This is a genomic window from Vibrio sp. PSi01 (assembly GCF_054960695.1).
Genome location: NZ_JBHNYN010000001.1, coordinates 319,757 through 332,145 on the forward strand (window position 1 = coordinate 319,757; position 12,389 = coordinate 332,145).

12 protein-coding genes and 1 pseudogene are annotated in these 12,389 nt (G+C 42.2%); 5 read left to right on the forward strand and 8 right to left on the reverse strand.

Going from position 1 to position 12,389, the window contains the following annotated elements; translation table 11 throughout:
* Positions 1 to 395: 395 nt before the first annotated feature.
* From ACFI6G_RS01420 to ACFI6G_RS01445, 6 genes are all read right to left on the reverse strand, one after another.
* Positions 396 to 1,298, reverse strand: a complete 903-nt coding sequence (locus tag ACFI6G_RS01420; RefSeq protein ID WP_133126655.1) for a VirK/YbjX family protein — start codon at positions 1,296 to 1,298, stop codon at positions 396 to 398.
* 333 nt (positions 1,299 to 1,631) lie between these two features.
* Positions 1,632 to 1,778, reverse strand: coding sequence for a hypothetical protein (locus ACFI6G_RS01425; RefSeq protein WP_016790589.1), 147 nt, complete (start codon positions 1,776 to 1,778; stop codon positions 1,632 to 1,634).
* 40 nt (positions 1,779 to 1,818) lie between these two features.
* Entirely contained in the window at positions 1,819 to 2,094 is a 276-nt protein-coding gene (locus ACFI6G_RS01430) for an HU family DNA-binding protein (RefSeq protein WP_010441280.1), read from the reverse strand.
* A 382-nt stretch (positions 2,095 to 2,476) separates the two neighbouring features.
* The gene (locus tag ACFI6G_RS01435; RefSeq protein ID WP_010441278.1) at positions 2,477 to 3,172 is read right to left on the reverse strand and encodes a VC0807 family protein; all 696 of its coding nucleotides are present in this window, start codon (positions 3,170 to 3,172) and stop codon (positions 2,477 to 2,479) included.
* A 155-nt stretch (positions 3,173 to 3,327) separates the two neighbouring features.
* On the reverse strand, positions 3,328 to 4,572 hold the full coding sequence (locus tag ACFI6G_RS01440; RefSeq protein ID WP_010441270.1) for an NADH:flavin oxidoreductase/NADH oxidase family protein: 1,245 nt from the start codon (positions 4,570 to 4,572) through the stop codon (positions 3,328 to 3,330).
* Between the two features lie 210 nt (positions 4,573 to 4,782).
* On the reverse strand, positions 4,783 to 5,355 hold the full coding sequence (locus tag ACFI6G_RS01445; protein ID WP_016793559.1) for a YceI family protein: 573 nt from the start codon (positions 5,353 to 5,355) through the stop codon (positions 4,783 to 4,785).
* Positions 5,356 to 5,634: 279 nt separating this feature from the next.
* On the opposite strand from ACFI6G_RS01445, the gene ACFI6G_RS01450 reads away from it, so the two are divergent.
* From ACFI6G_RS01450 to ACFI6G_RS01460, 3 genes and pseudogenes are all read left to right on the forward strand, one after another.
* Positions 5,635 to 6,351, forward strand: coding sequence for a DUF1826 domain-containing protein (locus ACFI6G_RS01450; RefSeq protein WP_016793558.1), 717 nt, complete (start codon positions 5,635 to 5,637; stop codon positions 6,349 to 6,351).
* Positions 6,352 to 6,765: 414 nt separating this feature from the next.
* A pseudogene (locus ACFI6G_RS01455) lies at positions 6,766 to 7,026 on the forward strand (cytochrome c); the annotation flags it as partial.
* Between the two features lie 76 nt (positions 7,027 to 7,102).
* Positions 7,103 to 8,989, forward strand: a complete 1,887-nt coding sequence (locus tag ACFI6G_RS01460) for a methyl-accepting chemotaxis protein (RefSeq protein WP_010441264.1) — start codon at positions 7,103 to 7,105, stop codon at positions 8,987 to 8,989.
* A gap of 104 nt (positions 8,990 to 9,093) precedes the next feature.
* Here the strand turns inward: ACFI6G_RS01460 and ACFI6G_RS01465 are convergent, their stop codons facing one another.
* A complete protein-coding gene (locus ACFI6G_RS01465) occupies positions 9,094 to 9,495 on the reverse strand; it encodes an ACT domain-containing protein (protein ID WP_010441262.1) in 402 nt (133 codons plus the stop codon).
* Positions 9,496 to 9,626: 131 nt separating this feature from the next.
* Positions 9,627 to 10,520 (reverse strand): LysR family transcriptional regulator, encoded by an 894-nt coding sequence (locus tag ACFI6G_RS01470; RefSeq protein ID WP_016793557.1) that lies wholly within the window; start codon positions 10,518 to 10,520, stop codon positions 9,627 to 9,629.
* A gap of 209 nt (positions 10,521 to 10,729) precedes the next feature.
* Between ACFI6G_RS01470 and ACFI6G_RS01475 the strand changes: the two genes are divergently transcribed.
* A complete protein-coding gene (locus ACFI6G_RS01475; protein WP_016768008.1) occupies positions 10,730 to 11,632 on the forward strand; it encodes a Vmh family MBL fold metallo-hydrolase in 903 nt (300 codons plus the stop codon).
* Positions 11,633 to 11,949: 317 nt separating this feature from the next.
* Entirely contained in the window at positions 11,950 to 12,165 is a 216-nt protein-coding gene (locus ACFI6G_RS01480; RefSeq protein WP_016798712.1) for a hypothetical protein, read from the forward strand.
* Positions 12,166 to 12,389 lie beyond the last annotated feature (224 nt).

Sequence of the window (12,389 nt, forward strand, 5' to 3'; positions counted from 1 at the left end):
ACTATACAAATTGCCGAGCATAGAGCTTGTATCTTCCTAATGATCAGGACTGGCTAATCGCCGGCGATTGAGTAGTTTTCGAAATACCTAGATACTATAAAGGTGTAAATTAGCACTGTCTAATGTTTGCTTTGATTTATTAGCTCTTACTAATGTAAAAGACTGTAAACCCTATAACGGTGATTACTTTGGCGCGCTTTAAATTCGGATTATTTGAAGATGCATTGCCGACTAAGACGACTCTATTCTATTGAAAGACGCCTTAGTCGGTGAGGGGAGAGGTTAGTTTGAAGCTGTCACCTCGGGTTTGAGCGTTTGGTCTAAGAGCAGTGATTAGACTAAAGCACGCTAATGAAGGTAATACGCGTTAGCTAGTTGAGTAGAGGTTAGCCAAATTAACTCGCATGAGCATAATTAACAGGACCATGGGTGTGCTGACTCATTACATTTTTCAGATCTTGATCATATTGATCCAACCACGCGTAACGTTCACGATACAGTTTTCGTTTTTGGCGCTTAAGAGCCTCAAGATCTTTCCTGGTAGGTTGTAGTGGTAGAGCGTAGAAACACTTGTCGTGTTGTTGTCCGTCGTGTTCTTCCCATAAGCAATTGTACTTCAGGCTGATTGTTTTACCCTTCTTGCCGTATCGTAATGAGTTAGAAACATGCCCAGATTCGTTGACGGCGTAAATGTGGTCAATCTCCAAACTGGTGGCCAATAATCGAAGAGTTTCAACCATGAATGATTTCGGTCTCAAACCATAGAATGCTTTTGTGAACGAGCGGCTAAATCCGTTGTCGTTTACTCCCCCTTGTATTCCGCCAATGTAGATATCATTATTAAATACGGTGAATGATATGGTGTACATTTTGTTGAAGATTGAGTCGGTTAGGGAAAGGGTCAGTTCACCTTCTTTTCTAGCATTTCTCTCAAAACTTAGGTTTAGAAAATAAGCTTTTTCATCAATTTTCAGCTCTAAAAGATTAAGTCTCTCGTTATATATTTGATGGCGAGCTGTTGAGGTGAACTTATCTTCAAACCAGTCATAATGCTTTGATAGTATGTCAATTTTTTCTTTCTTACTAAAATCGGTACATAAGTAAGGTGTGACAAATTTAGATAGGAAGTTCGGCTGTTTTTTAAATAAAAGCTTTCTCTCGATAGAGCTGAAATTGTCATTCATTTTTCTTGTGTCTGAGTAAAAAAATAACGCTCGAACTGCAAACTTCACTATCGCTTTGTATTTGCCTTTATTTTTATGGACATTAGCGTCAATTCCCATACGAACTACATTCATAATCACCTCAGTAAAGAAGCGTTGCCTGAACACGCTAGCGTTCCGAACTGCTTCTTTTATTCTCATAAACATTAATGCCGATGATGATAATGAAAAGTGAAAGTTGGGTACGTATGGGTATGTATGACAATGTAATCGAGTCTGTTACTTAGTGTTCAAATCGTGCGCGATTACTTGTTATCAATGACCGGGTTTAATTAAGTGAGAACTTTCAAGCTTATGACTGCACTATTACTAGTGGCTTGGGGGAGGGATTATTTAGGATTCAGCCTGGCTAGGTTTTTAAAAAAGAATGCCACTGCAGAGCTGCAGTGGCATTAGAAGGATAACAAACTATAACTCTAACAGTTTGGCCAATTCGCGCTCTTCGAGAAGCTCTTCAATACGTTGACGAGTCTTAGGCGTTTCGGCTTGTGCTTTGGTTGACTTGCCTGCTTTTTTACTGCGGCTAGCTTGAACTTTTACTTTAGTTATAGACATCGTAATCTTCCTTGGATTCTGCTTTGAGTTATTATTTACCCTAAGCGTTACATGACTCTTTTAGTGCTTTACCTGCTTTAAATGCAGGCGTTTTTGATGCTGAAATTTGAATCTCTTCGCCCGTTCGTGGGTTACGACCAGTACGAGCAGCACGAGAATTAACTTTGAAACTACCAAAACCTAGGATGGCAACATCATCACCCTTAGCCAATGTATTAGAAATACCTTCAACAAGTGCGTTTAACGCTGAACCTGCTTGTTCCTTCGAGATATCTGCTGAAGTGGCAATGTGATCAACTAACTGAGATTTGTTCATATTCTATATTCCTTATTGAGTACGAGTGGCGCTTATTTTTAAGGCCGAGCTTGTTCCATCTTAGCAATAAGGACTGAAATAGTGTTAACGTCTGGGTAGGGTTTTGTAAAGTAATCAACAAGATTGAGCGTTAACTCGCCTTTTATTATAACTGAATGTAATTCTTTAGCTATTGGTAATTTAAATACTCGTTATTAAACTGATATGAAAAAGGCGAGCATCTATCTTCTATTGGGTTAAGAGAGTCAATAATAAGTCAGCACTTTGTTTATAAATGAGTAGGGTTATTAGTTAATTGATTAATTAGTTAGTTAAACTAGGCGCAGAAATAAAAAAGCCCAGCGAGAGTGCTGAGCTTTGATTTTGAGCTTGCAATGCAGAACTATTTAGTAATAAAGATTTGTTCTGTTTCTAGTGACGTCATAACGCGAACTTGACGCCAAATATAGTAGAAAATACCTAACATCATCAGCATGCTTGGGATTGCAATGGCTGGGTAGCTGTAAAGTGTCAGCTTGCCAAGCTCTTCATTAAAAGCGGCTGTGCCCGCTGGGCTTGTCACAATCCACGTCGCTAAGAAGTAGTTCATCGCAGAAGAGAAAGCGAAAGTACTCGCGAACATGTAATTTGACGTCATTAAACAGCGGTCGAACTTTGCTTGGTGGCCGAACTGTTTTAAACGTTCTTCAATGAGAGAGATGTTTAGCAGTGCTGGCGTGAAGATGACTTTTTGGATGAACGGATAGCGAGTAAAAGTAGAACCAAGAACCGCTAAACCAATTATGCCTGGGATTAACGCTTCTTTTAATGCTAACCAACGCGTGTCCAATTCGAAGAAACCAATGCCACCTGTTAATAACACACTCACAAAACCAAGTGCCGCGATGAAATTAAACTTCTTGTTGCGGATTAGTTCCATACCACCGTAAGCGATAGGGAAAGCCAGTGCCACAAGCAGTGCTAAACCTGTTCCTAGGTGCTCCTCTCCACTGAATTTCATCAAGATGAATGATGGAAGAAAGACGTTAAAAACGATTTCGAAAAGAGGGCTAGATTTTTTGTTTTCTGTGTTACTCATAATTTCTAAATACATTATGTTATGGATTTATTCTCAGGGATTGTTGTTTACCTCGCCCAAGATGTAAAGCCCTAAGGTATCATGCTGTGTAACGACATGTGACATTTAGCACGTCATTTACTGTTTAAGTCTTTGAATTTAAGGTAAGAAACTCGTTAGGCTCTGCGCTTCTTAAAGGCGTGCCAGCCAGCACTGAGAATCGTTTTTATGACTACACTAAGCGCACTTAACTGAGGATCTGCATTTTTTCCTGCGGCAATACGCCACATTTGATGCTCGTACCAAACCAGTCCAACCATCGCCATTTTATCTAGTGTTGGCTTGCCTGTCGTTGGCACAGTTAACGGCATGCCGTGGTTTGGATCTTTTATCAATCGATTGGGGAAGTCTGGGTCAACCGCCATGGTTCGTGCAATTCCAATAAAGTCAGTCGCAAAGGTTTGTAACGCGTCGTTCATTGCTGGTGCTGTTCGAAAGCCACCAGTGACCACCAAAGGTGTATCTACAAGCTTTCTCACCTTCATCATGTAATCCATAAAGTAGGCCTCGCGCTTCAATGTACTTGCCTTTAAAGGTGGGGTTTTATTTTTAGATCCCATCATCGAAGGGCTTTCATATGTGCCACCGGATATTTCAATTAAGTCGATACCGTCGCTACTGAGCGTTTGTACAACTTGCATCGACTCTTCTTCAGTGAAGCCACCTTTCATGAAATCAGCACTGTTGAGCTTAATCCCCACAGGAAAGTCATTACCTACTTCTTTACGGATCGCACGGTAGACTTCGAGCACGAATCTGAGTCGGTTCCCTAATGAACCACCCCATTTATCGTCGCGTTGATTGTGTCTTGAGGATAAGAATTGACTCACAAGGTAACCATGAGCACCATGAATTTGCACGCCAGTAAATCCTGCCTGTTTTGCCAATTTTGCGCTTAAGGCAAACTTATTAATTACTTCATGTATTTCTGAGTCTGTTAGTGCTCGTGGGGTGTTAAAGCCTTTTTCTAATCCGCGTTCTAAAGAGATAGCTGAAGGGGCGACAGGCTGGTCACAAAGGAATTTAGGGATCTGTTTACCAGGATGGTTTAGCTGCATCCATATCTGAGAGTCGTTTTGCTTTCCGGCACTAGCCCAATCACGAAAGATGGTGAGGTCACTTTGCTCGTCCAAGACGACGTTGCTAGGTTCACCAAGTGCATTTCTATCAACCATCACGTTACCTGTCATGGATAAACCGATGCCACCTTCAGCCCAACGCTGATAAAGGGTTGTTAAACCAGTCTTAGGGTTATGCTGTTTGTCGCCAAGTTGTTCACTCATCGCTGATTTGAAGAGTCGATTTTTGATGATTTGGCCGTTGGAAAGGGTGAACGGTTTGCTGAGGTTGATCGAATTCATACGCTATTGGTTACTTCTTTTAAATGATGGTTTTAGTATGTCTTATTTTGTCGACTGTTCCGAGTAATTCGACTCATGTTTGGTTTATATGTGTTCAGTTTTGAATTTTATAGACATTGAGAATAACTGAATGTTTCCCCTTCAAATGCCAATCACAAAAATAAGTGAGTGTGACTGACTGAAGGGGAGCTAAGGGGGGGGGGTAAAAAACTATTTCTCGAAGATAAGATTGAAACTTAATGGGATCTTGTCTGAAAGGGCTAATCCGCCAACCGTCGCTGAAAGCTTGTTTAGGTTATCTGTCGATATTCCAAAATCAGCGCCGTTTACAATGATGGTAGAAGCAGAATTGACCATAACAAAACCGTCCGTCGGAATTACAACAACAGGGAAATCAATTTTCTTTGTCATACCATGTAAAGTGACTTCGGCTGAGATGGTCGTGTTTTGCGGATCGCTAGAAAGTATTGATGGGTCAATTTTCCCGGCTATCTTCACCTCAGGGAAAGTCATGGATTCAAAGTAGAGTTCATTGAGTCTTTGGTCACGAATCGCTATGCCAGTGCTTAGGCTCTTTAGGTCCAACATTATAGCAAACTGGCCATCTTTTGTGAGCCCTCCTGATGACGCTTTGATCGACGCGGGCTCAACAACAAACTGCTTTTTAATGGTTGCGAAGGTGATATTTGATAATTCTGAATCTAACGTGTAGCCGCTTTCCGCGAAAGATTGAGCGGAGATAACGGCATAAAAGAGACCGAGCGTAGAGATTAGTTTTTTCATAGTTGGGTCACCAAGTTGCTGAATTTACCAGTCTAACGTTATAAACCAGTTTGCTTTTTGAATATCTTTTTGAAAAGAAAGATAAATAAAAGCTTAGACCAGCGTGCAACAAATTACCCTAGGTAAGTGAGTACATCGCCATATTATTGGAACCATGATCTGCTAGTTGTTCGTATACCATTTGTTATGTTATAACATATCTATAATTTCACTCTTACATTTAGATATTAATGATAAAAGTAAGAGTGAGGCGAAAAGAATGCGCAAGGAGATTACGTAATGAATGCCGTTTTAACGAAGCCTTTGGCAAGCAATAGCAATCAGCCACCCAACATTAGTTCAGCCGTAAGTATCAAAGTTCAAGCGAGTCACAATGCGGGTTCTAGTGCTTCTGAGCAGCCAACTGTATTAGCCGACATCTATCAAAGTGATATCAATATCGCGATTTGGCAGCGTAACTTTGATCAAGAACTAACGGGTGAAATCAGTGAATTTATCGCTTTGAACCCAAACTTCAGTAAATCTATTAACCTGTCACCAGAGAATGCTTATGAGAAGCTAGAGTTTGCGACAGATGGAACGGCTTCAAAGGCTCTGTTAGGTAATATGGTGGAGCTGGTGGATATGTTTTGTTGTTTGTTCGAGCTTGAAGAAGTAGGGTTACGTTTAGCGGTTTTGAATCAAGCGATGTGTCCACGCTTCCATTTTGACCAAGTGCCTTGTCGCCTAGTAACTACCTATCACGGCACTGCAACTCAATGGCTGCCGAACTATGCGGTAGATCGCTCAAAGCTAGGTCGTGGAAGCAACGGACAACCTGATTCAGCTTCAGGGCTGTACAGTCACGAGTCTGATATTCAGGAACTCTCAAGTGGCGATGTTGCTCTGTTAAAGGGTGAGCGCTGGGGTGGAAACGAAAACGCTGGCCTTGTCCATCGGTCACCAGTCACTGCTCCAGACGAGACGCGGCTATTGTTGACTTTGGATTTTGGTTAGTCACACTACATTCGCGAGACTATTTTCAGTAAACGACTCATCTCTTGTTGTTCCCGGGTTCTAATACACTTAGGTATTGTCGATGGATCTGAGCAGGGAACGGTAATAGACCTTCTTGGATCGCACGCCCATTGTCGGTTAGATCAGTATTCAAAGAGCGATGGTTAATCCATGTTTCTTGAGTTCTGTGTTAAATGCCCTTGCTGCATCATTCGCAATTACATGGCTTAACCAACGAGTGGTTTGCTGTTTATTAAGCGCTTCATTTATTGGTTCGTTCTTCTGCTCTAGATTGAACACCGCCAATACGCTTTTACACAGGTTGAAACCTTAGTTAAGAAAGCCAATGACACTTTGGATGGTAACGATACAAATTAGCAGACGCTGGAATAAACCAGTTTAAAGCTAACAACGCATAGCCAAGCGTTATTGACGTTGTTTCCGTTGGGCAGTCAAGAAAAAGAGAGTGTTTGGAACCAACCGGAGAAATTCAATCGACTACTTGGGCAAATGGATCAGGGTTTTCAGAAACTCTACCGAGGCAGTCAAAGTCGTGATGTATCGTTAGCGGGATCAGGGCTGGAAGCAGCGCAAGCCACTTGCAAAGGCTGTCATCGTTCACACATATCAATAATACAACCTGTCGTCGGTTTCATTATTTATTTTAAAGCGTAAAATATATTCAGCTTGCAACCGTTTTGGCAACCAATTTGTTCGCCACGTTTTTTTACTTCCACATTATAGGTTTCCTATGTTCAAGAAACTCTCGCTTAAGAATAAGTTAGCGATCTCAGCTAGCATGGCCATCATCCTGGGGGGGATTTTGGTCGAAGCTCTATCTTTTCGTGCTTCATTACAACGACTTGATGTTGAAGTTGCACAACGTTTAGAAGGCACGTCGGCATCTTACAATCAATATGTTTCGGATTGGATCTTATCTAAAGAGCGCGCGCTGACTTCTCTTTCGAAAGAATCAAAACAAGAAAGTTTGGTAACTCACCTTAAACAAGTTCGTGATTCCGCATCTTTTGATAATGTGTTCTTGGCCTTTCCGGATGGCTCACAAAAGAACGCGAACGGAGTGGTACTGCCACCGGGTAATGATGACCCTCGTCAATGGGGTTGGTACACAAACGCGGTAGCGAACCCAAGTAAAGTCTTCATGGACAATCCAACGGTGGCCGCTGCGACGGGCGCTAATGTTGTTTCACTAGGAACCGCAATGCAATTGCATGGTCAACAAGTGGTGTTAGGTGCAGATGTTGAGATTACCGACATTCTTAACAGCCTTGAAAAAGTGATTCTTCCTGGTGAAGGGTATATGTTTATCGCGACCAACAAGGGCACGGTCTACACTCACCCAGACACTAAGTTACTGAACAAAGATATTAGCTCGCTAGGATTGGACTTTTCGGATGTACAAAAAGCGCTAGCGAGTAGAAAAGATATAAGTATTGAGTTGAATGGCACTGATTACGTGCTTTATGCAAGCGCGATTGAGGGAACCAACCTGATTACGGTTAGCGTGGTGAACCATAATTCGTTGGTAGCGCCACTGTTTGATGCAGTGATGGGGCAAGTTTTGGTGACGTTACTGGTTGTTATTGTATGTACTGTGTTGTTTAACCTGTTGTGTACGATTCTATTCCGTCCACTTAACCATGTTTCGAAAGCCTTGGCACAAATTGCCAATGGTAGTGGTGATTTAACTCAGCGTATTCATGTTGAAAACCAAGACGAAGTCGGCGAGTTAGCCAATAACTTCAATACGTTTGTTGGTAGTTTACAGCAGTTGATTGGTCATATTCGTGGTCAATCAGAACAACTCAACAGCCAATCAGAGCAAAGTACTCAGCGTGCGAACCGTTCGGTGAACGAGCTCAATCACCAACAGCAAGAAATCACGATGGTCGCGACAGCTGTGACAGAAATGGCTAGTGCAACGCAAGAGATTGCCTCACACGCAGAACAAACCGCAAAAGCAGCGCAAGACTCAGCGACGAGCACCAACAGTGGTCACGCTCTGGTAGTCGACACCAAAGGTTCGATCAATAACTTAGCTAATGAGGTGAACGAAGCGGGTAATGTAATCAGTGAACTGAACAAACATGCTCAAGAGATCTCGACGGTATTGGCAACGATCCAAGGCATTGCCGAACAAACCAACTTACTTGCTTTGAATGCTGCGATTGAAGCGGCTCGCGCTGGTGAACAAGGGCGTGGTTTTGCGGTCGTAGCTGATGAAGTGCGGGTGCTTTCGCAGCGTACTCATTCTTCGACTGAAGAGATTAAATCGACGATTGATATTCTGCAAAAAACTACAGGCCAAGCCGTTGAACTAATGGAGAGTAGTTCTAAGCTCGCATTGCATTCAGTAGAAGATGCCGATAGAGCTTCGCATGCCCTGGAAGAGATCAACACGGCTGTAGCTTTGATAAGCGATATGGCGACGCAAATTGCAACCGCAGCGGAAGAACAAACACACGTGACGGGTGAGATTACTCAAAACATAACGACCATCAAGGATGTGACTGACCACTTGGTTGTGGGTGCACAAGACAGTTTGGCTGAGTCTAACGAACTTAAGAACCAAGCTGCTGGCCTAAGTGACAAAGTAGCAACGTTTAAGCTTGCTTAATCGCTTTGTTCGCTGATGCCTGATCGGTGAACGAGTGGTTAGCAACGCGCCAAAGCGACGTATATTACGTCGCTTTTTTTGTATCTTAATTGTTTGCTCAAGCTTTATTCTGCTTCTGAAAACTCTCTAAGTGCGCTCATTGCCGCATCCGCTTTGTCTTTTTGAACGAAGATATGGTCGTGATAGTAACCCGCAATAACGTTGGCACTAATACCATATGAACCAAGCTTGGTAGCAAAAGCAGCCGTTAAGCCAACTGCTTCAAGGCTAGAGTGTACGGATAAAGTAATAAGGCTAAACACGCCTTCAAAATTGAGTTGAGCTTGAGTCGCAGCGTCTTCAGTTAATACCAACGTTAAGCCTTCTTTTTCGCGAAAAGTTGAGATCGGGTTTAACTCAACATAGTCAGCTAACACTCCGTCAACAGTACAAAAAACATAGCTACCTTCAATGAGCTCTGGTGACATCGATTTCAGCAGAATATCTAAATCGGTAATGGCGGTCATAATCTCTTTCCTTATGGGTATAGATGAACTTTGATGTGCTTTGAATCATGTCACCACGATAGGATTTAGCTGGTTATAAGTAAAATTAATAATTCTAATTAGTCATCAGTTATATTAATAACGTAGGCAGCCTACCAGTTTTTAGATTGTTCCATTTCACTGGATAAGTGATCGATAAAAGCTCTTAACAATGGTGTTACTTGTTTACGTGTTCCATAAATAGCATGCACACCAAGTATTTTTGGTTTCCACTCTGGCAATAGCTGTACTAATTGGCCTTGACGCACTAAGGCCTCGACAGAAGGGAAGGGTAACATGCTGATTCCATTACCCTTTAGTGTGGCCGACAATAATACTTCAGATGTGTTGGCACTGATATTCCCTTTGATTGGTACTGATTCAGAACCGTTAGGACCATGGAACGTCCAAGCTGTTCGACCAAAGTAACTGAACGATAGACAATTGTGATGAGCTAAATCTTGTGCGTTTGCTGGTGTTCCCTTTTTTTGCAAATACTGCGGCGAGGCACATATCACGGAGCGACATTCACCTAGCTGTTTAGCGACAATATTGGGTGTCAGTTCGTTAGTGATTCGAATGGCCAAATCGATACGTGACTCAACGAGATTAACGGTTTGGTCGGTAGAAATAACATCGATAGAAACCTCTGGCCATTTGGTAATAAATCGGTTGATTGCATCCATCAAGAAACTATCGACAATGGAGTAGCTCGCGGTGATTCGAAGTTGCCCTTTCAAGTCTTCTCGATTTTGGTTTCTGATTCCCGCTAATGATGCCTCAAGGGTCAGTAGCTCTCTGGCGACTTCTAGTGTCTCTTTTCCGGCGCTGGTTAAACTCAGTCTACGAGTCGTTCGATGAAGCAAGCGTGTGTCCATCCAGCTTTCCAGTTCTCCCAAATAGCGCGTAACCTTGGTCCGAGAAAGATCAAGGTGCTCTGCCGCTGCACTCAAACTGCCACGTTCGACTATGGTGACAAAGACATTCATTGCTTCAAGTTTATCCATTGTTGTTCCGCCTAAAGAATCTAATTGGTCTGATTACTTGTTTATAAACCAGTATCTCTGAAATCAATGTCTCTGAAAACTACGATATGTTCGAAAAGTGCAACAGTGAAAGTCAATATGATGCCTATTTAATCTAAATTCAATCAAATAAGATGTTCACATACTCAATGAGCTGACCGATATTCAGTTTTAAATTACGGAATAAAACTATGACAAAGTTATCTAAGATCCTTTTATCAAAAACCGCGCTGTTAAGAACGATGAGTCTAGGAACCATACTGGCGGCATCAAGTGCAGTGTCTGCGGGGGATTTAACGATCACTCACTATAATCCCGGTGAAAATGCGATATTTCCAGCAAGTTCAGTCTTAGTCTCAGGTGAAAAGGAAGTGATTCTGTTCGATGCTCAGTTTAGTGTCGCAGATGGAGAAAAGTTGGTTGAACAAATTAAAGCTACTGGTAAAGAGCTATCAATGATTTACATCAGCAGTGGCGATCCGGATTTTTACTTTGGTTTGGAACCGTTAGTTTCGGCATTTCCTCACGTAGATGTTGTCGCTAGCGAAGCGGTAGTTGCACACATTAAGCGCACTAAAGACGCGAAGTTGGCATATTGGGGCCCAATCTTGGATGACAGTGCGCCATCTAAAGTGATTGTTCCGACGGTATTGAACGACACAACACTCAGCCTAGAAGGCGAAACTATCGAAGTAAAAGAAATCAACACACACCAAGCTTACTTGTGGGTGCCATCAGAACAAACGGTGTTTGGTGGCGTGTCGGTATACAGTGGAGTGCATGTATGGATGGCTGATACTGCATCGAAAGAGATTCGTAGCCAGTGGTCACAATCTTTAGAACGCATGAAGGCACTTGAGCCTGAAGTTGTTATTCCAGGCCACTACTTAGGTGAAATGCCAACGGGCACTAACGGTGTTCAATTTACGGTGGATTATGTGGCAGACATTGAAAAGGCACTGGTAAGCACAAGTAATCCAACGTCTATTGATATCAGTGATCACATGAAGAAAGCATACCCACAATTTAAGGCAACAGAAGGCGACCTAGAACTGGGTGCCAAGGTGCTAAGTGGTGAGATGGAGTGGCACTAAGTTCTTTATCTCGGTTGTATCTCAGAAAAGCTTGAAGATTGTGTGCTAGATTTAAGTTGATACAAAACTGGAGATATCGATGATCTGGCTTTCAGTGAAGGTACTACAGATTGGACTTGTCTACGGATACAGGAAGTATCAAAAAACAAAAAGTGCTCCTATTTAGGAGCGCTTTTTTTTGCACTGCGTTGGTTCAATAAAGGTATGCCGATAGTCAATCTCTTATTGAGGTGAGGCATGTGTATAACTCAGCGATAGCAATTGGCTAGCCATTTGATAGTCGCGTACCGTCAAAACGCATCAGTAACTTCTCTCATATGAGCTTGTTGTACCGTGAAGACAACTTCTATTATGGCGCTAATGGTCAATTCCAGATGCGTCGTAACAGCACTGCTCCTCTTGACTATAAAGCTTGTTTGAATAGTGATGAACCGTTGGGGATAAAAGGAGCTAGGGAGGGTCCAGCAAGGCTTGCCTATAACCTATATTTTGACGAAATGTTGGATTACGCCAAACCTATTACTGCTCTATAAAGTCGATATTCGAAGGACACTAAAATGTGTCAAAGATCGTACCTTGCCTTGTTGCAGTTGCTACTATTTGTTGTGGGCCCAGCAATAGTAGATTGGCAGGATACGGATTCACTCATAAAGTTGGTTGATATATTAGATAGGGAATATGGTATTGTATCGGCTAGAGGGTCTTATTGCTTTTATGAGAACTTACACTGACCACAAATCTACCCTTAAAAAGCAAA